This is a genomic window from Ruegeria sp. G5 (genome assembly GCF_056533365.1).
Genome location: NZ_JBQFOK010000004.1, coordinates 92,606 through 117,100 on the forward strand (window position 1 = coordinate 92,606; position 24,495 = coordinate 117,100).

The following is a 24,495-nucleotide window of genomic DNA, read 5'->3' on the forward strand; positions in this document are numbered from 1 at the left end:
AATAGGCATTAAAAACGGTCTTTTCTAGATCGCACTTCCGCGAAAACTGACGCAGCGTCGGAATTTTCCATACCCAGATGGGCCTGAATCGCCGGATCTTCGGCCCGCAGAAACGGATTTGTTGCCTTTTCGAGCGCCAGTGTTGATGGGACCGTAGGCTCTCCGGCTGCACGCGCGCGGTCAATATCAGCGGCACGATTCTGCAATGCGACGTTGTCCGGGTCGACTGTCAGGGCGAACTTGGCATTTGATTGCGTGTATTCGTGACCAGAACACACCACTGTTTCATCAGGCAAGGCAGCCAGTTTGCTAAGTGATTCCCACATTTGAGGGGCCGTACCTTCAAACAAACGACCACATCCCAGCGCCATCAAGCTATCCGCGGTGAAAACAACAGCGCTTTGCGGCATGTAAAAAGCAATATGGCCGACGGTATGGCCCGAGACGTCCAGCACTTCGACCGGTTCGCCGCCGATTTCCAGAACATCGCCCTCAGCTACTTGCTGGTCCAAGGGCGGCAAGCGATGGGCGTCGGCTGCTGCACCAATCACTTTGGCCGAATACCGTTCCAGTATGCCGGGCAAACCGTCGACGTGATCGAAATGGTGGTGCGTCAGCAACACGTGGCTAAGCGTCCATCCACGGTTTTCCAACTCTGCCAGTATGGGCGCGGCTTCAGGCGCGTCGATCACAGCGGTATCGCCGCTCGCGGCGTCATGCGCCAGAAAGGCGTAGTTGTCGCTGAGACATGGGATGGTGACGATCTCAAGAGGCATGGCCTTTTGCCCTTTCGTTGCTAGACTGCGTGCAGCTAAGCCGATTAACCGGGTGTCCGCAATGCATCTTGATGTGCAGGATCTGAGGAATTTCTACTATCGCAGCACGCTGGGCCGTGCTGCGCAAGCAGCTATTCGCGGTCGGTTGATCGAGCAATGGCCAGAGGCCAAGGGTCAGACGGTTGTGGGATTCGGTTTCGCTGTTCCGCTTCTGCGCCCGTATCTGGCGGATGCGCGTCGTGTCATAGGATTGATGCCGGGCCCGCAAGGGGTCATGCCTTGGCCTGCCGGGATGCCAAACGTTTCAGTTCTGACCGAAGAAACGCTGTGGCCGATTGAGACAGGGCACGTAGACAAGCTGGTGGTCATGCATGGGCTTGAGACATCCCAGCGCCCAAACGAGCTTTTGGATGAATGCTGGCGTGTCTTGGGGCCGGGTGGGAAAGCATTTTTTATTGTGCCCAACCGGGCAGGGCTGTGGTCACGATCCGATAGAACACCATTTGGGTTCGGAAGACCGTATTCTACGTCGCAGTTGGAACATCAGCTCAAGTCCCACCATTTTAACCCCGAAAGCCACTGCTCGGCGCTTTACCTGCCGCCTTCGTTCCGGCGGTTCTGGCTGAAATCGGGGAACCTGATCGAAAAGACAGGCCAGCGCATTCCGACCGTAATGGCCGGAGGTGTGTTGATGGTCGAAGTGACCAAGCACATCCGTCCACCCAGTGGAACCGTGACCAAAGACGCAGTGCGCAGGCCAATTCAGGCTTTGGATGGTTTGTTGAAACCTGCATAGCGGGATTGCCTTGATTTTGGGCATACCCAAATCGTGAAATCGCAGGAAATGGGCCACAGGAATCGCAAAAACCTACACTTTCGTAACATTTTTCAGCTGCCCTAACCGGATAAAAGGGTCGCACCCCGGCTAACGCATTGTAATCAAACGTTTTGTGGATAATTCTGTTACCGCTATAGCGTATTGCTTGGTTGGAACACCTCTGCTACATCCCCGGTGATTTTGATCCCCGCCCTCTAAGGACGGGGTTTCCTCACGCCCCCAGGTAGCGGCCGCTACCCGAAATCGGGGCCTCAAATATCGGAAGGGTGGACGTGTCCGAACCAGCTTCGATTTCCACAGGCATAGCCGAGCGCTATGCCACGGCGATCTTCGAGATCGCGAAAGAGAATAAAGACCTCGCAGGTCTGGAAACCGGTATCAACGATCTGGCAGCAGCATTGGGCGAAAGTGCTGAACTGCGCGACCTGATCGCATCACCTTTGGTTTCGCGCGCTGAGCAAGAGGGCGCAATCACCGCAGTGGCTGACAAGATGGGTCTGAACCCGATCCTGCGTAACACGCTGGGTCTGATGGCACAGAAACGCCGCCTGTTCGTTGTGCCGCAACTGGTGCAGGTGCTGCGCGACATGCTGGCCGAAGAGCGTGGCGAAGTGACCGCCGATGTCGCTTCGGCCAAGGCGCTGACCAAGACACAGATGGATAAACTGTCCAAAACGCTGTCCGAGCGTGTGGGCAAGACCGTGACAATCAATGCGACCGTGGATGAAAGCCTCATCGGCGGTCTTGTCGTTAAAGTGGGCTCGAAAATGATCGATAGCTCGATCCGTTCGAAGCTGAACTCCCTACAGAATGCAATGAAAGAGGTCGGATAAATGGGAATCCAAGCTGCAGAGATTTCTGCAATCCTGAAGGACCAGATCAAGAATTTTGGTCAGGAAGCCGAAGTGGCCGAGATCGGCCGCGTGCTGAGCGTCGGTGACGGGATTGCCCGTGTATACGGCCTGGACAACGTGCAAGCCGGTGAGATGGTCGAATTCCCCGGTGGCATCATGGGCATGGCGCTGAACCTGGAAAGCGACAACGTCGGTGTCGTTATCTTCGGTTCTGACCGTGACATCAAAGAAGGTGACACTGTTAAGCGCACCAACTCGATCGTGGACGTTCCGATCGGTGACGAGCTGCTGGGCCGCGTTGTTGACGGTCTGGGCAACCCGCTGGACGGCAAAGGCCCGATCAACGCAACCAAGCGTGGCGTTGCAGACGTCAAAGCCCCTGGCATCATCCCGCGTAAATCGGTGCACGAGCCGATGGCAACCGGCCTGAAATCGGTTGACGCGATGATCCCGATCGGCCGTGGCCAGCGTGAGCTGATCATTGGTGACCGTCAGACCGGTAAAACCGCCGTTGCTCTGGACACCATCCTGAACCAGAAAGTCTACAACGACGCTGCAGGCGACGACGAGTCGAAGAAACTGTACTGCATCTACGTGGCTGTTGGTCAAAAGCGTTCGACCGTTGCGCAGCTGGTGAAGAAACTGGAAGAGTCCGGCGCGATTGAATACTCGATCGTTGTGGCTGCAACCGCATCCGACCCGGCGCCGATGCAGTTCCTGGCGCCTTACTCGGCAACCGCGATGGCCGAATACTTCCGAGACAACGGCCGCCACGCGCTGATCATCTATGATGACCTCTCGAAACAGGCTGTGTCCTATCGTCAGATGTCCCTGCTGCTGCGCCGTCCGCCCGGACGTGAAGCGTATCCGGGTGACGTTTTCTACCTCCACTCGCGCCTGCTGGAGCGTTCGGCGAAGCTGAACGAAGACTTCGGTGCAGGCTCGCTGACCGCTCTGCCGGTTATCGAAACTCAGGGTGGTGACGTATCAGCCTTTATTCCGACCAACGTGATTTCGATCACCGACGGTCAGATCTTCCTGGAAACCGAACTGTTCTATCAGGGCATCCGTCCTGCTGTGAACACCGGTCTGTCGGTTTCGCGTGTGGGCTCGTCGGCTCAGACTGACGCGATGAAGTCGGTTGCTGGTCCGGTGAAACTGGAACTGGCGCAGTACCGCGAAATGGCTGCGTTTGCGCAGTTCGGTTCCGACCTCGACGCCGCGACCCAGCAGCTGCTGAACCGTGGTGCGCGCCTGACCGAACTGATGAAACAGCCGCAGTACTCGCCGCTGACCAACGCGGAAATCGTCTGCGTCATCTTCGCTGGCACCAACGGCTACCTCGACAAGATCGAAGTGTCTGACGTTGGCCGCTATGAGGCCGGTCTGCTGGCGCACCTGCGCGGTAAGCATGCTGACCTGCTGAAGTGGATCACCGACGAAGACCCCAAGGTCAAAGGTGACGCATCCGACAAGATCAAGGCAGCGATCGACGAATACGCCGCGACCTTCGCTTGATAGGGGGTTCCGATGCCTAGTCTGAAGGACCTTAAAAACAGGATCGAGTCGGTCAAATCGACCCGCAAGATCACCAAGGCCATGCAGATGGTCGCGGCTGCAAAACTGCGCCGCGCCCAGGAATCTGCCGAAGCCTCGCGCCCCTATGCCGAACGGTTCAATGCCGTGATGGCAGGGCTGGCGGCGTCGGTCGGGGGCAGCGACAGCGCCCCCAAGCTGCTCCGTGGTACGGGCAGTGATGATGTCCATATGCTGGTTGTGATGACAGCTGAACGCGGCCTGTGCGGCGGCTTCAACTCGAACATCGCCAAGCTGGCCCGCCAAAAAGCGGAAGAGCTGCGCGGCAAAGGCAAGACGGTCAAGGTTCTGACCGTCGGCAAGAAAGGGCGTGACGCTCTTAAACGCGACTTTGCCGATCTGTTCGTTGGACATATCGACCTGAGCGAGGTCAAGCGCATTGGGTACACCAACGCGCAGGACATCGCCAAGGTCATCCTGTCTCGCTTTGATGGGGCTGAGTTCGATGTTGCCACGATCTTCTACTCGAAGTTCGTCAACGTTGTGACCCAGATCCCGACGGCACAGCAGATCATCCCGGCCTCTTTCGAGGAAACCGAGGGTGACGACAGCGGTGCCATTTTCGACTATGAGCCCAGCGAAGAGGCCATTCTGGCCGACCTGCTGCCCAAGGGGGTCGCGACCGCGATCTTCTCGGCTCTGCTCGAAAACGGAGCGTCTGAACAGGGTGCACGGATGTCCGCAATGGACAACGCGACACGCAACGCGGGTGAGATGATCGACAAGCTGACGATCCAGTTCAACCGCTCGCGTCAGGCCGTGATCACCAACGAGCTGATTGAAATTATTTCCGGCGCCGAAGCGCTGTAGAGACATACCGGAGACGAAACATGGCGAATGCAAAAGGCAAAGTCACACAGATCATCGGGGCCGTCGTTGACGTGCAGTTCGATGATGCACTGCCTGAAATTCTGAACGCGCTGGAAACCACCAACAATGGCAAGCGCCTGGTGTTGGAAGTTGCTCAGCACCTGGGTGAAAACACCGTCCGTACCATCGCGATGGACGCGACCGAAGGTCTGGTCCGCGGCGAAGCCGTGACTGACACCGGCGCACCGATCTCGGTTCCGGTTGGCAACGCCACCCTGGGCCGCATCCTGAACGTGGTCGGTGAACCGATCGACGAAAAAGGTCCGGTTGAAGCGTCTGAGGCCCGCGCGATCCACCAGCCCGCGCCGACCTTCGACGAACAATCGACCGAGTCGGAAGTTCTGGTCACCGGCATCAAGGTTGTCGACCTGCTGGCCCCCTACGCCAAAGGCGGTAAGATCGGCCTGTTCGGCGGCGCCGGCGTTGGTAAAACCGTTCTGATCATGGAACTGATCAACAACATCGCAAAAGTGCACTCGGGTTTCTCGGTGTTCGCGGGTGTTGGTGAACGGACCCGTGAAGGGAACGACCTGTACCACGAGATGATCGAATCGAACGTCATCAAGCCCGACAACCTGTCGGAAAGCCAGGTGGCCCTGGTCTACGGTCAGATGAACGAACCTCCGGGGGCGCGTGCCCGTGTTGCTCTGACCGGCCTGACCCTGGCCGAGCAGTTCCGCGACCAGTCCGGTACCGACGTTCTGTTCTTCGTCGACAACATCTTCCGCTTTACGCAGGCGGGTTCCGAGGTTTCGGCTCTGCTGGGTCGTATTCCTTCGGCTGTGGGCTACCAGCCTACACTGGCCACCGACATGGGCGCCCTGCAGGAACGCATCACCTCGACCAAGTCGGGCTCGATCACCTCGGTGCAGGCGATCTACGTGCCTGCGGACGACCTGACCGACCCCGCGCCGGCAACTTCGTTTGCCCACCTGGACGCAACCACCGTTCTGAACCGCGCGATCTCGGAAAAGGGTATCTATCCGGCTGTTGACCCGCTCGACTCGTCGTCGCGTCTGCTGGACCCTGCCATCGTTGGGGAAGAGCACTACGCGGTTGCGACCGACGTTCAGCAGATCCTTCAGCGCTACAAGTCGCTGCAGGACATCATCGCCATCCTTGGCATGGACGAACTGTCGGAAGAAGACAAACTGACCGTGGCTCGTGCCCGTAAGATCGAACGCTTCCTGTCGCAGCCGTTCGACGTGGCCGAAGTCTTCACCGGTTCGCCCGGCGTTCAGGTTCCTCTGGATGTCACCATCTCGTCGTTCAAGGCCGTTGTGGCTGGCGAATACGATCACCTGCCCGAAGCGGCCTTCCTGATGGTTGGCGGCATCGACGAAGTGATCGCCAAAGCGGAGAAGATGGCCGCAGAAGCCGCCTAAGGAGTATCCCTGATGGCAAACACGATGCAATTCGACCTCGTCAGCCCCGAGCGGAGCCTTGCTTCGCTTGAGGCCACCGCGGTCCAGATTCCCGGCGCGGACGGGGACATGACGGCAATGCCCGATCATGCCCCCACCATCACCACGCTGCGTCCCGGTCTGCTGAAGGTTGAGGCACCCGCAGGAGCCAGCGAATACCTGGTCACCGGCGGGTTTGCCCAGATCAACGGCGACAGCATGTCGGTTCTGGCCGAAAAGGCCATTCCGGTTAGCGAAGTGACCCGGTCGCATCTGGATGACCTGATCGCAGAAGCCCGCGCCTCGCACGAGGCTGCGAAGGCTGGTGAAGATCAGACCATCGTCGACGATGCAGCCAAACTGCTGGCCGACATGGAAGCGCTTGGGACGCATATGAGCCTGTAAGGGCTTGTTGCAAAAGAATCATTAGAAGCGGCCTCGCAGTGCGGGGCCGTTTTTTGTCGTGATTTCATCAAAGTCTCAGATTAAGTGTTCGAGATTGATAGCAAAAGAAAACAAAGATGAAGACGTTTCGAACCCATCCGATTGGTATCGACCAAGGTGAGACCGTTCTGTTCTCCGAGTTCACAGATGGAGGGGACATGTGGACAGGCAATGGTGCGCGGGAAAGGCGCACCGCCGTCGCTTTTAATCAACAGTTTCGTTCTACGCCTGTGGTTCAGGTCGGAATATCCCTTTGGGATGTCGATACTACCTCGGCCCTGAGAGCCGAGGTAAAAGCCGAGAACATCACACCACAAGGTTTCGAAGCAGTTTTCCGCACATGGTCAGACACGCGCGTCGCACGAATACGAGTGGCCTGGACCGCTATTGGCGACGTACCACACGAGGATGACTGGAATATTTCTTAAAGGGCTGATCAGTCGATCTCAGGCTCGATCATATCCACGCGCGTTGCGTGCCGTCCGCCTTCGAAATCAGCACTCAGGAACGCGTCAACGATATCCAATGCCTGACCCTCACCGACAACACGCGCGCCAATGGACAGCATGTTCGCGTTGTTGTGCTGGCGGATCATACGCGCCGAAAAAGCATCCGAGCATACACCGCACCGTATTCCAGGTACTTTGTTCGCGGCCATCATGATGCCTTGACCGGTGCCGCAAAGGACTATCCCAAGCTGACAATCCCCCGTCGCGACAGCCTCAGCCGCGGCTTTGCCATGAATGGGATAATGCGTGCTCTCAGGCGTCTTGGGGCCGATATCCACCACATCCCAACCTTGCGCTGTAATGTGCTCAGCTACGGCTTGGCGCAGCTCTATCGCTGCGTGGTCGCTAGAAAGAACGATGCGTTTTTCGGGTGTCACAGAAGCGTCCTGCTTTGAAGGGGAGTTGCAAAAGAAAAGGGCGTCACAAGACGCCGCCCGTTCGTGTCAGTCCATATGATACATGGATTCGTAGATCGGCGTCAGGGTCTTATCCTCAAACAATGAGGACACGCTGGTACCGTTCCAAATGTTCAGGATCGCCTGCGTAAAGATCGGCGCGGTCGGCACGATCCGGATGTTTTTGGCCTTCGCGACCTCTTTGGTGGGCTGGATCGTGTCGGTCAGAACCAGCGACTTCATCACCGAGTTCGTCACACGCTCGACCGCAGGGCCGCTCATGACGCCGTGGGTGATGTAGGAATGAACCTCTTTCGCACCGTTATCCAGCAGCACCTGCGCCGCTTTGCAAAGCGTTCCGGCCGTGTCGCACATGTCGTCGACGATCAGGCAAATCTTGTCTTTGACGTCACCGATCACCGTCATTTCGGCCACTTCACCGGCCTTTTCACGACGTTTGTCCACGATCGACAGCGGTGCTTCGATCCGCTTGGCCAGCTCGCGCGCGCGGGCCACGCCGCCCACGTCGGGAGAGACCACCATGATCTCATCCATCTGGTCTTTGAACTGGTTTTTCACATCCAGTGCGAAAATGGGCGAGGCATAGAGGTTGTCCACAGGGATATCGAAAAAGCCCTGAATCTGTGCCGCATGCAGGTCCATGGTCAGGACACGTTCGATCCCGGCTCCGGTCAGCATGTTGGCGACCAGCTTGGCGCTGATGGGTGTGCGGGCTTTGGTCCGGCGATCCTGGCGGGCATAACCGAAATAGGGGATCACGGCAGTGATCCGCTGGGCGGACGACCGGCGCAGCGCGTCCGCAATGATCAGCAATTCCATAAGGTTGTCATTGGCCGGGTTCGAGGTTGGTTGGACGATGAACATATCCTCGCCGCGCACATTCTCGAAAACCTCGACGAAAATCTCACCGTCATTGAACCGTTCGACCCGCGCGTCGACCAAGCCCTGGTCGACACCGCGATACAGGCTCATCCGGCGAGAAATAGATTCGGCAAGCGGTAGGTTTGCGTTCCCAGCAATAAGCTTGGGTTCGTGAAGTGTCGGCATCGGCTGAGGTCCCCGGGCAGCAAAGGCTATTGTGACAGATTCGTGATGTTGACACCGCTTAGCATGGCCTTACCGTCTCGCAAAGATTTTGCAGCGGAGAAAGTGAACATGGCCACAATTGACTACTATTTTGCGACGATCTCGCCCTTTACCTATCTGGCCGGGACCCGGCTTGAGGAGGTGGCGGCGAAACACGGCGCGACGATCAACTATAAACCGCTGGATATCATGGCCCTGTTCGGACGTACCGGCGGCACGCCCCCTAAGGATCGGCACATTTCCCGCATCGAATACCGTGCGCAAGAACTGCAGCGGCAGTCCAAGAATCTTGGGATCGACTTCAACATGAAGCCGGCGCATTGGCCGACCAATATGGCACCGTCCTCTTATGCTGTGATCGCAGCAGCCAAGGATGGGTCAGGGGACGTCGGACAGCTGGTCCATTCCCTTCTGCGCGCCTGCTGGGCCGAGGAAAAGGATATCGCGCAGGATGATGTTATTCGCGACTGTCTCAGCAAAGCAGGGTTTGATCCGAACCTGGCTGACAGCGGTTTGCTGGATGGGGCAGACACCTATGCGGCGAATTTGGAAGAAGCGGTTGACGCTGGTGCCTTCGGTGCACCGTTTTACATCACCGAAGACGGTCAGCGGTTTTGGGGACAGGATCGGTTGGACGATCTGGACCGACATCTGGCCGAAATGAAGGGATAAGCTACAAGCACGCTTGGACCGTCTGTTTCCAAACGGATAGTCGCGCCCGGCCAGACCTTGGCCGGGCACAGTTTATCAAAGCAAGTCGAGAAACCGGTCTATATCCCCTGCGCTGATAGACCAGTCGCAGACCAGTCGGCAGGCCAGGATTTCTTCGTCATCGTCGCCCTCGAGCTCGCCGCCCCAAAGATGATAAATCGCCCCGGCTGCGTGTAGCTGTTTGTGGCGCGCACGAGAGAACTGGGCAAAGATCATATTCGCCTGCGGCTCGTGCAGGAACGAGGCCCCCTTGGCCCGCAAACCATCCGTCAAGCGCGCGCAGTTGGCGTTGGCCTGTCTTGCCATTGTCAACCACAGATCATCTTGCAAATAGGCGGCCATCTGGGCCGACAGATAGCGATGCTTGGAAAACAGATGCGCACCTCGTTTGCGGCGCAGCTCGAATTCCCAGGCTTTGGTCTCGTCAAAGAACACGACGGCCTCGACGCCCATCAGCCCGTTTTTGGTGCCGCCAAAGCTTACGGCATCCACGCCCGATTTCCACGTCATCTCAGCCGGAGTGCAATTCAGGGCGACCAGAGCATTGGTGAAACGTGCGCCGTCCAGATGCACTGGCAAGCCATATTCCTTGGCCACGCCGCACAGCTCTTGCAATTCGGTCAGAGTATAGACGGAACCGCGCTCTGTGACTTGTGTGATGGATACGGGCCCGCGTTGCGGGCCGTGTACGCCCCGCGTTTCCTCGGCCAAGATGGACTGGCGCAACGCATCTGCGGTCATTTTGTCTGAACCCGGCACCAGCGTCAGTTTCGCACCTGTATAGAATTCGGGCGCGTTGCACTCATCTTCGTGGATATGTGCCACTGGCGAACAAAACACCGTGTCCCAGGGGTTTGCCAATGTGGCCAAAGCCAATGAATTCGCCGCTGTTCCGGTCGCGACCAGGTACACCGCAGCCCCCGGTGCCTCGAATATCCCACGAATACGGTCGCGCACTTCGTTCATCAGCGTATCGGCCCCATAGGCCATCTGATAGCCCTCATTGGCCGCATTCAAAGCTGCCATGACCTGTGGGTGGACCGGGCCGGAATTATCAGAGGCGAAGTACATCAGTTGGGCTCCTCGATGATATAGTCTTCCCACTCTTCGATGGGGGTTTCGAATTCGGACACAGTGCGCCCCTGTACCGATACCCCAGCGGCATGCACGCTGTCCGGTGTACCTGATATCAATGGATGCCAGTCGTAAAGTGGCTTTCCCTCCCACAGCAGCCGATAGGCGCAGGTCTGAGGCAGCCAATAAGCATGCTGGTCGATATTGTCGGGCTTCATCACGATGCATTCCGGCACGAATTGGTGGCGGATGTCGTATTGGGTGCAGCGGCAGCTCTCGTCATCCAGCAGGCGGCAGGCAACGCAGGTCAGGGCGACTTCGCCTGTGTCTTCGTCCTCAAGTTTGTTCAGGCAGCACTTGCCGCAGCCGTCGCACAACGCTTCCCACTCATGCTGGTTCATCTTGGTCAGCGGTTTGCGTTCCCAGAACCGGTCGGATAGCCCGCTGCGGTCAATCGGATCTTTGGTCATAGCGCAGCCAGAATGGACCGGGCTTTTTCGCAGTCAGCATCCATCTGGGCGATCAATGCGTCCAACCCATCAAATGTCAGCTCGGGTCGCAGATAATCGACCAACCCGACTGACAGTGTCGCGCCATAGAGGTCACCGGAAAAGTCGAACAGGAACGTTTCGATATTGGGGATTTCGCCATTGAACATCGGCCTTGTGCCAACAGAGGCCGCGCCGTGGTAGCTGCCCTTGTGGGGGCCGTCCAACACGTCGACCAACACTGCATAGACCCCGAATCTTGGTGGGTGGAGCCCCTCGATCGACATGTTCGCTGTCGGAAAGCCCAGTTCACGGCCGCGTTGTTCACCGCCGATGACCTCTCCTTCGATCCGGTGCCAATGCCCAAGCATTGTTGCAGCGTCACGCGGGCGGCCCTCGGTCAATGCCGTGCGGATTGCAGTCGAAGAGACGACGTTTTCTGCCCGCTGCATCAGGGGGGCGATCGTTACGCCAAATCCCATCTCTTCTCCGAACCTGACCAGATCGCTCGCTGTCCCGGCGCGGCCTTTGCCAAAGCAGAAATCAGCCCCGACAACCACATGCGAAAGCCCAAGACCGGCACAGATCACGTTGTGTGCAAAATCCTCGGGGCTCAATCCGGCAAGCGCCGCGTTGAAGGGCAGTTCATACAGTTTCTGCACGCCCAGTTTTTCAAGACGATGCGCGCGGGCATTTCCCCGCATCAAGCGAAAAGGAGGGGTGTCCGGCGCGAAGTATTCTCGCGGATGAGGCTCGAACGTCATCACGCCCAATGGCGCATCGGGGGCTGCATTCCGCGCGAGCTCGATCACCGACCGGTGGCCAATGTGAACGCCGTCAAAATTCCCGATCGCGACGCTGGCGCCTCGGTCCTGAGGTTCGATGAACTGAAAATCCCGGATGATCCGCATAGCGTCTGCCTAGCGGGACTGCGAGATAGGTTCAAGCGCCTGTTTGCACGATCAAAGCGTCGGGTGTTCAAACCGGAAACGAGCAGCCCATTCCTGGTTGATGGAATCGGATAGCCTCGCCGTGGACACGGATACGTTTTTGACAACGGACGCGTCCTGATCAAGCGTGTTCTCGCGTGTCAGATACAGAAAACGCGTCGCCCCAAAAGCACTTTCAATGCGGTGCAGGTTGTTTCTTTTTTCGGGGTGCAATATGGCGAGTTGGCTCAGAAGATATTTCAGACTGCGCCCCTGAAGACGCAGGCCAAAAAGATCGCGGTTTCCTTGCCCAAGTTTCTTGGCGTCTGAAAAGGCTGCGGCCACAGCAGATCTTTGACTATCGAATTGTGTATTTGTGAGCACCGGATACTGTAGCCACGCAAAGACAAAAGGGTCTTGAAAATACGATTTCGGTCGGCCCGCCACACCAGAATCGGTCAACAGCCGACACAGCATTGTACTGCCACTACGTGGGGTGGTGCAGAGAATGTAGGCGTTAAAACGGTCCATGAGCTTTTCGGCCCGGATAACCAACGTGGTCGAACCATTCCGCTTTTACGTATCAATCCTGTGACTGGCTGGTGCGTTCTAGATTTCAAGTCGCCCCAGTATAAGCGCGGGGCGGATCAGTCGAATTTACGAGACGGTGCCAGCACCATAGCTTCGCCAACCAAAACCTTTTTGCCGTCGACGGCGCAATGGCAATCAAGTTTCACGCGGCGCTTGGCAAAGTCGATATCCACAACTTTGACCTCGGCATAGACCATGTCGCCAGGGCGAACAGGGGCGAGAAACTTTAGCGATTGTCCCATATACACTGTTCCGTGGCCGGGCAGCTGTTCACCGATCACGGCCGAAATCAACCCGGCTGTCAGCATGCCGTGCGCAATGCGACCTTGGAAAATCGTGTCGCGAGCATAGTCATCATCCAAATGAACCGGATTTCGATCTGTTGATACCTGCGCGAACATCTCGATATCTTCGTCCGTCACCACTTTGCGCAGGTGGCGGGTCATGCCCATTTCGATGTCTTCAATGCAGATCGTTCCGCGTGGAAGGTTGTCCAACATGTCGCCCTCACTTAATTTCAAGGGGCAACAAAAGAACTACAGTTGCCCGTGTTGAGCAACTTTATTACTTTGCAGATGCAGAAAATCAAGACTTTTTTGACTAGCGTAGTTTGCCAATCGTATAGGTCGGATTGATATTTTCCCTTGCAATATAATCAGTTAGGGATTCGTGGTGCGGATGGTGCGACGTTTTGGTCTCGGCCGCGGCCAGTCCGCCGGAAATGAAAAGGGAATCAATCCCTTCGCCCATACCCCCCAGGATATCCGTATGAGGGCCATCACCAATCACCAAGATATCGCCGTCTGGGATATCCTGACCCAATTCTTGCAACCTGCGTCGTGCCAGATCGTAAATGGGTGGATGTGGCTTGCCGAAATACAGACTCTCGCCTCCCATTTCTGTATAAAGCTTGGCCAGCGCACCTGCACACCATTCGCGTATCTCGCCGCGGTCGACAACAATGTCAGGGTTGGCGCATAGCAGCTTCATTCCCTTCTGCTTGGCGTACAGAAAATCTGCGCGGTTCACGGAAGGATCAGCCATTGGATCAAATGGGCCGCAACAAACGATACCTTCCGCCTGATCCAAAGGGACGCGTTCAATATGGATAGGGTGGTGCAGGAGCTTTAGCGGCTCAAAGAATCCGGCATCACGTTCCCATTCACCCATGAAATAGACTTTCTCACCCACCGCACCGCGAAACATGGCAGACCGGGCGGAGTCGCCGCTGGTGGCAATTGTGTCATAAGCCTCCTTGGGCACGTTGAATTGTTCAAGCTGATGCGCCACACCTGCACGCGGTTTCGGAGAGTTGGTCACCAGAACAACAATACCACCCGCAGCCCGATACGCCTGAAGCGCAGCCACTGCCTCTGGGTAAGCGGTGATACCGTTATGCACGCAGCCCCACAGGTCGACGAAGAGCGCTTTGTAGCGGTCAGAGACTTCGGACAATGTGTGGATGATCTGCGTCATGATAGGCCCCTGTTGGCACGGCGGAATGAATGCCTAAGCCTATGGCAGAGCCTGACCCGTTTGGCCAGTAGGGGGCTTTGCCCCCGCCGCCCGTTCCGGGCGCCTCCCCCAGGATATTTGGGGCCAGATGAAGCAAGGGATCCTCTATTCATCTGGCTAAAAATATCCCGGAGCGCGAGGCAGAGCCTCGCAAAAAAGGCGCCCCGCAGGGCGCCCTCTGTTTCTATCAGACCTTTAGGTTGGGTATGATCTGCTTTTTGCGGCTCATGATGCCTGGCAAAACTACTGCGTCGCCATTGACAGACGCGCCGAAACTTTTTTCTGCAACGCCTTTGACCAGTTCATTGGGAACCAGCAAAGTGGCTTCTTCGTTCAGGATATCGACCACGAACAGAAGAACCTGATCTACGCCGTCTTCTTCCGCAACACCGACCATCGACTCGGCCAGACTCGCTTTGCGGTCCAGCACAACGCCCGGAGCGGTGGTTTCCAGAACCGAGACGCGGAACTTGGTGCCGTCGACCTCGTATTCCTTGCTGTCCATGCGGATCAGTTCTGCGTCCGAGAAGGACGAAACATCCGACTTTGCCGCGAACATGTCGGCGGCATAGCTTGAGACGTCGAGACCCAATTCAGCTGCCAGTTTTTCGGCCACTGCACGGTCATGCGCAGTTGTGGTGGGCGAGCGGAATTCCAGCGTGTCCGACAGGATGCAGGTCAGCGCTGCGCCTTTGACGGCGTCAGGCATTTTGGCGGCGTCGTCGCCCATCAGGTCAACCATGATGGTCGCGGTGCAGGCCAGTGGGCGCACTGTGATGTCGATTGGGCCTTTGGTTTCCAGGCCACCTACCAGTTTGTGGTGGTCAATGATGGCGCGGATGTCGGCGCTGTTGACGCTGGTGGGCAATTCCGCTGGATTGTTGGTGTCTACGATGACAACCGGTGCATCCGCATCTACGTCGTCAATCATGCGCGGTTTAGGCAAGTCCCAGCGTTGCAGCATGAACGCGGCCTCGGTGTTGGGTTCGCCCAGCAGAACAGGTTCGGCCGGTTCGCCTTTGACTTCGTTCAGGTACCACGACCAAAGGATCGGAGAGCCGGTGGAATCGGTGTCGGGGGATTTATGTCCAAATACGAGGGTTGTCATATCAGCGTCCTGAGGATGGTAAATTTGCGCGCCTTATAGGGCGCGCGGACACGCTTGTCACCCGCCCCTGCGTAAACTGCGACGAAGGGTGTATTTCGGCTTAGAAAGGCGCGCGTTCCAGCGTGTATCCTGCCTGCTGTAACTGATTCAACAAGCCATGCTCACCGGCCAAATGGCCCGCTCCGACTGCGATGACAGCTGTTTGGTCTTCAAGCCCCAGAATGTGCTTCATCCAGTTGTTGTTGCGTTCGACCAAAAGTTGTTCTTCGAACCCGCCCCATTCTTCGTCGAATACCTCTTGCGTCAGGCCCGATGTCTCAAGCCCTTGCAGGCGTGCGAATTGAATGATCTCGCCGTGCTTTTCTTCAAGATAGGCGTTCAACATTGTCGCCAGCTGATCTTCACTGCTTTCAAAGGCGGAGGCCATTCTTACAAGAGACTGCACCTGCTTTTCCAGCGGATGATGGTCAAACATTGCCATCAGCTCATCGATCTCTTCCAATGAATACTGAGGGATGTTGTGCTCAACCGCCAGGTCGGTCAGGCGCGCGTCCATGCCGTAGCTCGCGGTGTCGTCTTGCGTCATGCAGGGCGGTACGCCAAGCATCATGCTCAGAAACCATGGGCGCATCTTCGCGGCCATCCAGGTTGGAATGCCGCGATCGGCCAGCCCTACGGACAGCGTTGCCCAATCTTCTTCGGACATCAGGTCAATCAGTGTCGGGCCGGACGTGATCAAAACCGGGCTAAGATCCTGGGCCAACTGCTGCTCAAACGAATCCATCTTGTCCTGAGTCACTTCGAAGTAGAACGCATCGGCATTGGACAGCGTCGGAGCCAGACCATCCAGAACGGCATCCATGCGAGGATCGTTGGTGTGCAGCGTCCCTATCAAATGCAGCGTCGTGTTGCCCTTGGTCGCGATCCAATGGTTGCCCTCGGAAAAGGGTACGTTGGCCACAGCCCTGTCAATCTCTGCGCGCATTTCGGGGCTCAAATCGGGCCGGAGGTCTCGGCCTTGGCATGCCGCGTGGGCAGTGAGCGGCAGTAACAAGAACAAGGCGAAAGACAAGAAACGCATGAGGGCCATCCCGGTTAACTCAGTAAGTGACATATATATGTGTCGCGACCTTGCCTTGGCCAAGACCCCTGTTCAAGCACGTTACCTGTAGGACACGTTGATCTGTGTCTGGCATTCCACATCAAATTGCCTAGCATGGCCGAATGAAGCGAGAGCAGGATCTTTACCCGCCGATCAAGGCGTTATTCGAGCGTCAGGGGTATACCGTTAAAGGTGAGGTTGGAGCGGCAGATGTCGTGGCCGTTCGAGAGGGTGAAGAACCGGTTATCGTTGAGTTGAAATTGCGCTTTTCGCTGGCGCTGTTCCATCAGGCGATCACACGGCTTCGGGTGACGGATCAGGTCTATATAGGCGTTCTAAAACCCAAAGGGCGTACGGCACGTCGCGCTTTGAAAGATAATCTGGCGATGTGCCGAAGGTTGGGTTTGGGCCTGATTACAGTGCGCGAACGGGACGGCGCGGTTGAGGTGCAATGTGATCCGGGACCATATGCACCGCGCAAGAACCAGGCCAAATCCGCCCGGTTACTGCGCGAGTTTGATCGGCTTGAAGGGGATCCAAACGCGGGAGGCGCCACCCGGCATGGGATCGTCACGGCGTACAGGCAGGATGCATTGAAATGCGCGGCTTATCTAGCTGAAAGCGGTGCAACCAAGGGAGCCGATGTCTCAAAGGCGACTGGTGTCCCCCATGCAACCCGGCTGATGCGCGAAAACCATTATGGTTGGTTTGCTAAAGTAGAGACAGGCATCTACGCGCTGACGGAAGCGGGCCAAGAGGGCTTGAAGCACTGGGCCTATAGCTGGGATCAGCCTGATTGAGGTATTGGCGAAAAAATCCGGCGCAGCTTGTTGACTCGGGGTTTTAGACTCCCTAGCTATGCGTCGTTATCACTCGGCAAGCATGAGTGCTAACGCCCCGCCGTTTGGCGAGGGGAGGATTAACAAACTTTGAGCCCAAGGAGCTGCAAAGATGGCATTGAAACCGCTTCATGACCGTGTGCTGGTTCGCCGTACAGAAAGCGAAGAGAAAACCGCAGGCGGCCTGATCATTCCTGACAGCGCAAAAGAAAAGCCCAGCGAAGGCGAAGTCGTCGCAACCGGCGAAGGCGCACGCAAGGACAGCGGCGAGCTGATCGCAATGGCGGTCAAAGCTGGCGACAAGATCCTGTTCGGCAAATGGTCGGGCACTGAGGTTCAGGTCGACGGCGAAGAGCTGCTGATGATGAAAGAAAGCGACATCATGGGGATCATCGAGTAAGCCCCCGCGCTTCACTCTGATCTTCATTTACAACTTATTTCTCAAGGAGAAACGACATGGCTGCTAAGGACGTCAAGTTTGACACCGATGCCCGTAACCGCATGCTGGCAGGCGTAAACATCCTGGCCGACGCGGTAAAAGTGACCCTGGGCCCCAAAGGCCGCAACGTGGTTCTGGACAAATCGTTTGGCGCACCGCGCATCACCAAAGACGGTGTATCGGTTGCCAAAGAAGTCGAACTGGAAGACAAGTTCGAAAACATGGGCGCGCAGATGGTGAAAGAAGTCGCCAGCCGCACCAATGACGAAGCCGGTGACGGCACCACCACCGCAACCGTTCTGGCTCAAGCCATCGTTCGCGAAGGTCTCAAGCAGGTTGCTGCTGGCCTAAACCCGATGGACCTGAAGCGCGGCATCGACCTGGCAACCGCCAAGGTTGTTGAAGGCATCAAGTCGGCTTCGCGCGAAGTCAAAGACTCGGCCGAAGTTGCTCAGGTTGGCACCATCTCGGCCAACGGCGAAGCCGAAATTGGCCAGCAGATCGCAGACGCGATGCAGAAAGTTGGCAACGAAGGCGTTATCACCGTCGAAGAAAACAAAGGTCTGGAAACCGAGACCGATGTTGTCGAAGGTATGCAGTTCGACCGTGGCTACCTGTCGCCTTACTTCGTCACCAACGCAGACAAGATGATCGCAGAGCTCGACGACTGCATGATCCTGTTGCACGAAAAGAAACTGTCCTCGCTGCAGCCGATGGTTCCGCTGCTGGAGCAGGTGATCCAGTCGCAAAAGCCGCTGCTGATCATTGCCGAAGACGTTGAAGGCGAAGCGCTGGCCACCCTCGTGGTCAACAAACTGCGCGGCGGCCTGAAAATTGCTGCTGTCAAGGCACCGGGCTTCGGCGATCGCCGCAAAGCCATGCTGCAGGACATCGCGATCCTGACCGGCGGTCAGGTCATCAGCGAAGATCTGGGCATGAAGCTCGAGTCCGTCACCATGGACATGCTGGGCACCGCCAAGAAAATCGAAATCACCAAAGACGAAACCACCATCGTCGACGGTGCTGGCGAGAAAGCCGAGATCGAAGCACGTGTTGCTCAGATCCGCACTCAGATCGAAGAAACCTCGTCGGACTACGACCGTGAGAAGCTGCAAGAGCGCGTTGCCAAACTGGCAGGCGGTGTTGCTGTTATCCGCGTCGGCGGCATGACCGAGGTTGAAGTGAAAGAGCGTAAGGACCGTGTGGACGATGCTCTGAACGCAACACGCGCTGCTGTGCAGGAAGGCGTCGTTGTGGGCGGTGGTGTTGCTCTGGTTCAGGCCGGCAAAGCGCTGGATTCTGTCGAAGGTGCAAACGCTGACCAGAACGCTGGCGTCAACATCGTTCGCAAGGCAATCGAGGCGCCTCTGCGCCAGATCGCTGAAAACGCAGGTGTCGACGGCGCTGTCGTTGCTGGCAAAGTACGCGAATCCGCTGACGCAGCCTTTGGTTTCAACGCTCAGACCGAAGAATATGGTGACATGTTCGCATTCGGTGTGATCGACCCTGCCAAAGTTGTCCGTACTGCTCTGGAAGATGCAGCATCGGTTGCTGGCCTGCTGATCACCACCGAAGCGATGGTCGCAGACAAGCCGCAGAAAGATGCACCTGCTGGTGGCGGTATGCCCGACATGGGCGGCATGGGCGGCATGATGTAAGCTGCCTTAGCCATAGTGCTAATAGATGGGGTCGCCTTCGGGCGGCCCCGTTTCGTTTTAATCCCCCCAGAATGTGAGTGTGCAAAACACGTCGAACCCGCTATGCCGTTGTTATGCGTCTGTTTCTGCTCTCTGCCCTCACCATGTGCGCCTTTGCGGCGAATTCTATCCTGAACCGTCTGGCCATCGACAGTGGTGCCAGTGACCCTGCTGGATTTGCTGTCATACGCGTATTGGCCGGGGCTGTCGTACTGGCGCTGTTGGTTCGAATGAAGGGCGGATCGCTGCCTTTGTTGGACAAACGCCGGATCGCCGGGGCAGGGTCCTTGTCTTTGTATATGATTGGTTTCTCGATCGCCTATCTGACGCTGGACGCGGGATTGGGCGCATTGATCCTGTTTGGGGTCGTGCAGATCACCATGTTCACCGTCACTTCCGTAATCGGTGCAACCCCGAGCGCGCGTCAAATCGCAGGGGCGGCCGTCGCTTTGGCTGGACTTGCCTGGGTGCTTTGGCCATCCGGAGAAGTGCAGGTGAGCCCAGTCGGCGCTATCCTGATGAGTGCGGCCGGGATCGGTTGGGCCATCTATTCGCTGGTTGGACGGTCTGAACCCGATGCGCTGTCTGGGACGGCCGCCAATTTCGTGGTCGCCTTACCTGTCACCGCATTGGCGTTGCTTGCGGTTGGCATCGATTGGAACATGACCTTTGCCGGCTATGCACTGGCGGCAATGTCTGGCGGCGTCACCTCAGGGTTGGGCTACGCGTTGTGGTATCGCGTGCTGCCACAGCTTGCGCCAACGACCGCAGCGGTGGTGCAGCTAAGCGTCCCGATCATCGCCATCGTAGGCGGGGTCATCCTACTGGGTGAAACCGCGGGGTTACGTTTGGTGTTCGGCGCGGCGATGGTTCTGGGCGGCATCGCATTGGCAGTGTTACGCCTGACGCCGCGCTAGGGGTTTTATCGGGGCAGGTTTGCGCTTATCTGGCCGCTATGAGATACCTGTTCGCCCTGATATTGTTCCTGGTCCCGACCTTCGCACAGGCGAAGTGCGTTGTGCTGTTACACGGTCTCGCCAGGACAGAGGCGTCTTTCACGGTGATGGAGCAATTGTTCAAAGCCCACGGGTACACAGTTGTGCGTCCGGGTTATCCGTCAACTGACTTGCCTATTCAGGATCTTGCGAACCAGACGCTGCCTGCGGCCTTTGCCCAGTGTGGGACAGATACTGTAAATGTGGTCGCGCATTCGATGGGCGGTATCCTGTTGCGGTATTGGTTGCAGGACCACGATCCCGAGAACCTTGGCCGGGTCGTGATGCTTGGGCCGCCAAATCAAGGCAGCCAACTTGTGGACGAATTAGGCGACTACGAAGTGTTCGGCTTGCTGCACGGGCCCGCAGGTCTGATGCTTGGAACCGGGCCTGAGGGGCTGCCACGGAAACTGCCACCCGCGGATTTCGAGCTGGGCGTGATCGCCGGTGAAAACTCGTTAAACCCTTTGTTCTCTTCGCTGATCGATGGGCCGGATGACGGCAAGGTTTCGGTTGAGACGACAAAGGTTGATGGGATGAGTGACCATATTGTCTTGCCCGTGACGCACACGTTTATGATGAACAACCCGCGCGTCATGGCGCAGGCTCTGCATTTCATCGAGTTTGGCCAGTTTGATCCACAGATTACCTGGCTGGACGGTGTGATGGACGTAATTGACGAGATTTGCATCGGACGTGATTGTTCGGAACCTGAATCGGAGCGTTCAGAATGACGGCACTGAACCTCACCCTAACCGGTGCAGAAGTCTTGTTGCCGGGACATGGTCTGCTGTCAGCAGAGCTGACGATGGCCGAAGGTGTCATCCAGACCAACCCAACTGCGCGCAAAGTCGACCTTTCCGGATACCTCGTTTTGCCGGGAATAATTGACCTGCACGGCGACGGGTTCGAGCGCCACATTGCCCCGCGACGTGGCGCAATGAAACAGATGGATGAGGGCATCCTTTCGGTTGAGGCTGAACTGGCCGCAAACGGGATCACCACGGCAGTCCTTGCGCAGTTTCATAGCTGGGAAGGCGGTGTGCGCGGGCCGGAATTTGCTGAGCAGGTGTTCCATGCCATAGCCTCGGTCAGAGACCGGGTTGTGACCGACCTGATGCCGCAGTTGCGGTTCGAGACGCACATGCTGGACGACTATGCCGCGCTGCCGGAACGTATTGCTGCGTGGCAGGTGCCTTACGTGGTTTTCAACGACCATCTTCCGCATGACCGGTTGTCCGAGGGGCGCAAGCCGCCGCGTTTGACCGGTCAAGCGCTCAAGGCCGGTCGTAACCCGGACGTGCATTTTGACATGTTACTGACGATGCATGCGCGTGGCGCAGAGGTGCCTGTGGCATTGGATGATTTATGCGCAACGCTTAGTGCGCAAGGTGTTCGTTTGGGTAGCCACGACGACGCGACAGCCGAAACGCGCTCTGTCTGGCGAGACCGCGGAGCGCGGATCGCTGAGTTTCCTGAGACAATCGAAGCTGCCGAAGCTGCCCGTGCAGGGGGTGATCATATTATCCTCGGGTCGCCGAATGTGGTCAGAGGCGGTTCGCACAAAGGAAACGCAAGTGCGCTGGATCTTATTGCGATGGGTTTGTGTGATGCTTTGGCATCGGATTATCACTATCCCAGCCCACGGCGGGCGGCTTTGATGTTGGCCAAGTCGGGGCTGCTTGATTTTGAGGGGGCTTGGCGGTTGGTGTCCGAAGGCCCCGCGCAGGTGTTGGGATTGCAAGACCGCGGCACACTTACACCCGGCAAGCGCGCCGATCTCGTAATATTGGACAAGCATACCTGCCGCGTCGCCGCCACGCTTTCCGCAGGACGGGTCAGTTATATGTCGGGTGATATTGCTGCCCGGTTTGTTGGCTGAATTACCGCGAAATCCGATTGAAGTGGCCCATCTTGCGGCCCGCCTTAACCTCGGCCTTGCCATACAGATGTAAGGCCACGTCGCCTTCTTCGGCCAGTGCAGGAACGCGGTCCATATCTTCGCCGATCAGGTTTTCCATCACCACGTCGGAATGCCGTTGCCCATCCCCAAGCGGCCAACCGGCTACAGCGCGAATGTGCTGTTCAAACTGATCCACAGCACACCCGTTCTGGGTCCAGTGACCCGAGTTATGAACGCGTGGGGCGATCTCGTTCACGATGAGGCCGTCTGGCGTCACGAAAAGCTCAACCCCCATAACGCCGACATAGTCCAAGGCGTTCAGGATATTGGCCGCCAGCAATACGGCGTCGGTGCGTTGTGCAGGACGCAGGCGGGCAGGGACTGTGGTTGTATGCAGGATACCGTCCCGGTGCACGTTTTCACCGGGGTCAAAGCAGGCCACCTGACCGTCCAGCCCTCGGGCGGCGATGATTGAAACCTCGTGGCTGAAATCTATGAAGCCCTCAAGGATTGCAGGTGCTCCTGCCATGTCGGCCAGGGCGGCCTCGGCGTCGTCAGCGGTGCGCAGACGTGCCTGCCCTTTACCATCATATCCAAATCGACGGGTTTTCAGAATTGCAGGCACGCCAATTTGGTCAATCGCCGCATTCAGGCTGTCCAGATCAGTGATATCGGCAAACGGAGCGGTCTGCAGACCAAGGCCCTGCAGAAACGTCTTTTCTGTCAGCCTGTCCTGACTGACGCGCAGTGCTTCGCGGCCCGGACGGATCGGGCAATGGGCCTCAAGCAGATCCAGCGCTTCGGTCGGGATGTTTTCGAACTCATAGGTGATTACGTCTACCGACTGCGCAAACGCTTCGAGCGCTGTCTGATCGTCATATGCCGCAGTGGTCACATGATGGGCCACATGACCAGCGGGGGGATTGGCGCCCGGCTCGTAAATATGCGTCGCGAAACCAAGCCGAGCCGCTGCAACAGACAGCATTCGGCCCAGCTGCCCGCCGCCAAGAATTCCAATCGTTGCGCCCGGCGCGAGTCTGTCGGTCATTCTTCCGTCTCCAACCGTTTTCCGATGGCTGTTAAGGCAGCCCGCAGCGCCTCATGAGCGTGTCCTGTTTGCAGACCTTGCGTCATTTGCAGGCTAAGCGTGCCATCGGTTGCAAGCGCGTCACGTTCCTGCGCCAATCGTCCCGCAGTACCAGTTTCCATGCTCGCCAAGAAACCAGCCAATAGCTGAGTTGTGTAAAACTCTGCACCATCCGCATCACCGGTCTGTTCGGCCAGCCAACCGGCACCGGTTGCCATCAGGTCAAGAATACCGGGAACCATAGCGCAGATTGCGAAATGCGCGTTCAGCGCTGCTTCGTCAGCGACCTTGATGACCGGGTTTTCGGGTGCCAACAAATCCGCCAGCAAGGTGTCATTGCCAAAGGCAGCCATCGGGCATCCGCCCGGCTGCAAAAAGCCCAGAGGGATCGTTTGGACAAAATCCGATGCAGGCGCGCAAAGCTGCTCCAGTTGCGATGCCGAAACGGCGGCCATCACCGAGACGATCTTTTGGTCTGCACGAAAGGTCAATGGGGCCAGTACCTCGGTCGCAACATGAGGGCGCAGGCACAGAAACACGATCTCGGACGCGTCTATGACACCTTGAGGGTCCGTGACAGCCACACCTAATTCAGCCTTCAATGCGCTTGATACATCGGCATTTCGTTCGGTTACGGTGATCGTGTGTCCTTTGGCCGCAAGGTGGCGCGCGATAGGGGCTGCGATGTGACCCGTGCCGATTATCCCGATACGGCTCATCCCTGAGGCTCCTCAGGGATTGAGGCAGACAGCGCATCGCGCCATGCCTCAAGCCGCTGAGCAAGATCATCATCCTGAAGCGCCAGGATACCGGCCGCCATAAGACCCGCATTTGCCCCGCCAGCGGCACCTATCGCCATTGTGGCCACCGGGAAACCCTTGGGCATTTGCACAATGGAATAAAGAGAATCGACACCAGACAAGGCGCGTGTCTGGACGGGGACACCGATGACAGGCACACGCGTTTTCGATGCCATCATGCCGGGCAAATGCGCGGCCCCTCCGGCACCGGCAATAATCACATCCAAACCGCGTGAAACGGCCGTCTTACCGTATTCCCACAACCGGTCCGGCGTGCGGTGCGCAGACACGATGCGCTTTTCATAAGGTACGCCCAATTCATCCAGAATATCCGCAGCTTCTTTCATCGTAGGCCAGTCAGATTGGCTGCCCATGATGATCCCCACTTTCACGTCGCTCATTCGCTTGCGTCCCTGCCTGCCGAA

The 24,495-nt window shown here is 57.4% G+C and carries 28 protein-coding genes; 14 read left to right on the forward strand and 14 right to left on the reverse strand.

The genetic code is table 11. The features are described from left to right. Positions 1 to 8: 8 nt before the first annotated feature. Complete coding sequence (gene gloB / locus ACR0BD_RS08470) at positions 9 to 776, reverse strand: hydroxyacylglutathione hydrolase (RefSeq protein ID WP_480829962.1); 768 nt, start codon at positions 774 to 776, stop codon at positions 9 to 11. Between the two features lie 61 nt (positions 777 to 837). Between gloB and ACR0BD_RS08475 the strand changes: the two genes are divergently transcribed. The 7 genes from ACR0BD_RS08475 to ACR0BD_RS08505 all read left to right on the forward strand — a co-directional run bounded on the left by ACR0BD_RS08475 (position 838) and on the right by ACR0BD_RS08505 (position 7,209). After that, the gene (locus ACR0BD_RS08475) at positions 838 to 1,572 is read left to right on the forward strand and encodes a methyltransferase domain-containing protein (protein WP_480696530.1); all 735 of its coding nucleotides are present in this window, start codon (positions 838 to 840) and stop codon (positions 1,570 to 1,572) included. A 314-nt stretch (positions 1,573 to 1,886) separates the two neighbouring features. Beyond that, positions 1,887 to 2,447: a F0F1 ATP synthase subunit delta gene (locus ACR0BD_RS08480; protein ID WP_480829963.1), complete on the forward strand. Its 561-nt coding sequence runs from the start codon at positions 1,887 to 1,889 to the stop codon at positions 2,445 to 2,447. Then, positions 2,448 to 3,986, forward strand: a complete 1,539-nt coding sequence (gene atpA, locus ACR0BD_RS08485) for a F0F1 ATP synthase subunit alpha (protein WP_480829964.1) — start codon at positions 2,448 to 2,450, stop codon at positions 3,984 to 3,986. A gap of 12 nt (positions 3,987 to 3,998) precedes the next feature. Continuing rightward, the gene (locus tag ACR0BD_RS08490; RefSeq protein WP_480829965.1) at positions 3,999 to 4,874 is read left to right on the forward strand and encodes a F0F1 ATP synthase subunit gamma; all 876 of its coding nucleotides are present in this window, start codon (positions 3,999 to 4,001) and stop codon (positions 4,872 to 4,874) included. A 20-nt stretch (positions 4,875 to 4,894) separates the two neighbouring features. Beyond that, entirely contained in the window at positions 4,895 to 6,319 is a 1,425-nt protein-coding gene (atpD, locus tag ACR0BD_RS08495; RefSeq protein ID WP_480829966.1) for a F0F1 ATP synthase subunit beta, read from the forward strand. Positions 6,320 to 6,331: 12 nt separating this feature from the next. Beyond that, positions 6,332 to 6,742: a F0F1 ATP synthase subunit epsilon gene (locus ACR0BD_RS08500; protein ID WP_480696521.1), complete on the forward strand. Its 411-nt coding sequence runs from the start codon at positions 6,332 to 6,334 to the stop codon at positions 6,740 to 6,742. 116 nt (positions 6,743 to 6,858) lie between these two features. Beyond that, positions 6,859 to 7,209, forward strand: coding sequence for an H-type lectin domain-containing protein (locus tag ACR0BD_RS08505; protein WP_480829967.1), 351 nt, complete (start codon positions 6,859 to 6,861; stop codon positions 7,207 to 7,209). Positions 7,210 to 7,217: 8 nt separating this feature from the next. On the opposite strand, the gene rpiB is transcribed toward ACR0BD_RS08505, so the two are convergent. Both rpiB and ACR0BD_RS08515 read right to left on the reverse strand, forming a co-directional pair. After that, on the reverse strand, positions 7,218 to 7,667 hold the full coding sequence (rpiB, locus tag ACR0BD_RS08510) for a ribose 5-phosphate isomerase B (RefSeq protein ID WP_480696518.1): 450 nt from the start codon (positions 7,665 to 7,667) through the stop codon (positions 7,218 to 7,220). A gap of 66 nt (positions 7,668 to 7,733) precedes the next feature. Further along, a complete protein-coding gene (locus tag ACR0BD_RS08515; protein WP_480696517.1) occupies positions 7,734 to 8,753 on the reverse strand; it encodes a ribose-phosphate pyrophosphokinase in 1,020 nt (339 codons plus the stop codon). Between the two features lie 108 nt (positions 8,754 to 8,861). Here ACR0BD_RS08515 and ACR0BD_RS08520 point away from each other — a divergent pair, with 108 nt between their 5' ends. Further along, complete coding sequence (locus ACR0BD_RS08520) at positions 8,862 to 9,464, forward strand: DsbA family protein (RefSeq protein ID WP_480696516.1); 603 nt, start codon at positions 8,862 to 8,864, stop codon at positions 9,462 to 9,464. 75 nt (positions 9,465 to 9,539) lie between these two features. On the opposite strand, the gene ACR0BD_RS08525 is transcribed toward ACR0BD_RS08520, so the two are convergent. The 8 genes from ACR0BD_RS08525 to ACR0BD_RS08560 all read right to left on the reverse strand — a co-directional run bounded on the left by ACR0BD_RS08525 (position 9,540) and on the right by ACR0BD_RS08560 (position 16,193). Further along, positions 9,540 to 10,574 (reverse strand): threonine aldolase family protein, encoded by a 1,035-nt coding sequence (locus ACR0BD_RS08525; RefSeq protein ID WP_480829968.1) that lies wholly within the window; start codon positions 10,572 to 10,574, stop codon positions 9,540 to 9,542. Beyond that, positions 10,574 to 11,047, reverse strand: a complete 474-nt coding sequence (locus ACR0BD_RS08530) for a YcgN family cysteine cluster protein (protein ID WP_480696512.1) — start codon at positions 11,045 to 11,047, stop codon at positions 10,574 to 10,576. Before ACR0BD_RS08530 ends, ACR0BD_RS08525 begins: the two co-directional genes overlap by 1 nt. Beyond that, positions 11,044 to 11,976 carry a bifunctional riboflavin kinase/FAD synthetase gene (locus ACR0BD_RS08535; protein ID WP_480829970.1) on the reverse strand — a complete coding sequence of 311 codons (933 nt, stop codon included), beginning with the start codon at positions 11,974 to 11,976 and terminating at the stop codon, positions 11,044 to 11,046. Before ACR0BD_RS08535 ends, ACR0BD_RS08530 begins: the two co-directional genes overlap by 4 nt. Before the next feature lie 51 nt (positions 11,977 to 12,027). After that, positions 12,028 to 12,525: a Stf0 family sulfotransferase gene (locus ACR0BD_RS08540; RefSeq protein WP_480829971.1), complete on the reverse strand. Its 498-nt coding sequence runs from the start codon at positions 12,523 to 12,525 to the stop codon at positions 12,028 to 12,030. 116 nt (positions 12,526 to 12,641) lie between these two features. Next, on the reverse strand, positions 12,642 to 13,085 hold the full coding sequence (locus ACR0BD_RS08545) for a MaoC family dehydratase (protein ID WP_480696506.1): 444 nt from the start codon (positions 13,083 to 13,085) through the stop codon (positions 12,642 to 12,644). Between the two features lie 100 nt (positions 13,086 to 13,185). Further along, positions 13,186 to 14,061: a TIGR01459 family HAD-type hydrolase gene (locus tag ACR0BD_RS08550; RefSeq protein WP_480829972.1), complete on the reverse strand. Its 876-nt coding sequence runs from the start codon at positions 14,059 to 14,061 to the stop codon at positions 13,186 to 13,188. Positions 14,062 to 14,287: 226 nt separating this feature from the next. Further along, the gene (locus ACR0BD_RS08555; protein WP_480829973.1) at positions 14,288 to 15,208 is read right to left on the reverse strand and encodes a manganese-dependent inorganic pyrophosphatase; all 921 of its coding nucleotides are present in this window, start codon (positions 15,206 to 15,208) and stop codon (positions 14,288 to 14,290) included. A 100-nt stretch (positions 15,209 to 15,308) separates the two neighbouring features. After that, the gene (locus ACR0BD_RS08560; protein WP_480829974.1) at positions 15,309 to 16,193 is read right to left on the reverse strand and encodes a TraB/GumN family protein; all 885 of its coding nucleotides are present in this window, start codon (positions 16,191 to 16,193) and stop codon (positions 15,309 to 15,311) included. 239 nt (positions 16,194 to 16,432) lie between these two features. On the opposite strand from ACR0BD_RS08560, the gene ACR0BD_RS08565 reads away from it, so the two are divergent. The 6 genes from ACR0BD_RS08565 to ACR0BD_RS08590 all read left to right on the forward strand — a co-directional run bounded on the left by ACR0BD_RS08565 (position 16,433) and on the right by ACR0BD_RS08590 (position 22,162). Next, complete coding sequence (locus ACR0BD_RS08565; protein WP_480696498.1) at positions 16,433 to 17,110, forward strand: DUF2161 domain-containing phosphodiesterase; 678 nt, start codon at positions 16,433 to 16,435, stop codon at positions 17,108 to 17,110. 151 nt (positions 17,111 to 17,261) lie between these two features. Beyond that, positions 17,262 to 17,549, forward strand: a complete 288-nt coding sequence (groES, locus tag ACR0BD_RS08570; protein ID WP_170352338.1) for a co-chaperone GroES — start codon at positions 17,262 to 17,264, stop codon at positions 17,547 to 17,549. Positions 17,550 to 17,605: 56 nt separating this feature from the next. After that, positions 17,606 to 19,246: a chaperonin GroEL gene (gene groL, locus ACR0BD_RS08575; protein ID WP_480829975.1), complete on the forward strand. Its 1,641-nt coding sequence runs from the start codon at positions 17,606 to 17,608 to the stop codon at positions 19,244 to 19,246. A 113-nt stretch (positions 19,247 to 19,359) separates the two neighbouring features. After that, the gene (locus tag ACR0BD_RS08580) at positions 19,360 to 20,202 is read left to right on the forward strand and encodes a DMT family transporter (RefSeq protein ID WP_480829976.1); all 843 of its coding nucleotides are present in this window, start codon (positions 19,360 to 19,362) and stop codon (positions 20,200 to 20,202) included. A gap of 38 nt (positions 20,203 to 20,240) precedes the next feature. Beyond that, on the forward strand, positions 20,241 to 21,014 hold the full coding sequence (locus ACR0BD_RS08585; protein WP_480829978.1) for an esterase/lipase family protein: 774 nt from the start codon (positions 20,241 to 20,243) through the stop codon (positions 21,012 to 21,014). Next, complete coding sequence (locus tag ACR0BD_RS08590) at positions 21,011 to 22,162, forward strand: alpha-D-ribose 1-methylphosphonate 5-triphosphate diphosphatase (RefSeq protein WP_480829979.1); 1,152 nt, start codon at positions 21,011 to 21,013, stop codon at positions 22,160 to 22,162. The genes ACR0BD_RS08585 and ACR0BD_RS08590 overlap by 4 nt, the downstream gene beginning before the upstream one ends. Position 22,163: 1 nt before the next feature. Here ACR0BD_RS08590 and ACR0BD_RS08595 read toward each other — a convergent pair whose 3' ends face one another. The 3 genes from ACR0BD_RS08595 to purE are packed head-to-tail and all read right to left on the reverse strand — an operon-like array spanning position 22,164 to position 24,471. After that, positions 22,164 to 23,231, reverse strand: a complete 1,068-nt coding sequence (locus tag ACR0BD_RS08595; protein ID WP_480829981.1) for a 5-(carboxyamino)imidazole ribonucleotide synthase — start codon at positions 23,229 to 23,231, stop codon at positions 22,164 to 22,166. Beyond that, positions 23,228 to 23,989, reverse strand: coding sequence for an NAD(P)-binding domain-containing protein (locus tag ACR0BD_RS08600; RefSeq protein ID WP_480829982.1), 762 nt, complete (start codon positions 23,987 to 23,989; stop codon positions 23,228 to 23,230). The genes ACR0BD_RS08595 and ACR0BD_RS08600 overlap by 4 nt, the downstream gene beginning before the upstream one ends. Further along, positions 23,986 to 24,471, reverse strand: coding sequence for a 5-(carboxyamino)imidazole ribonucleotide mutase (gene purE, locus ACR0BD_RS08605; protein WP_480696484.1), 486 nt, complete (start codon positions 24,469 to 24,471; stop codon positions 23,986 to 23,988). The genes ACR0BD_RS08600 and purE overlap by 4 nt, the downstream gene beginning before the upstream one ends. Between the last annotated feature and the right edge of the window lie 24 nt (positions 24,472 to 24,495).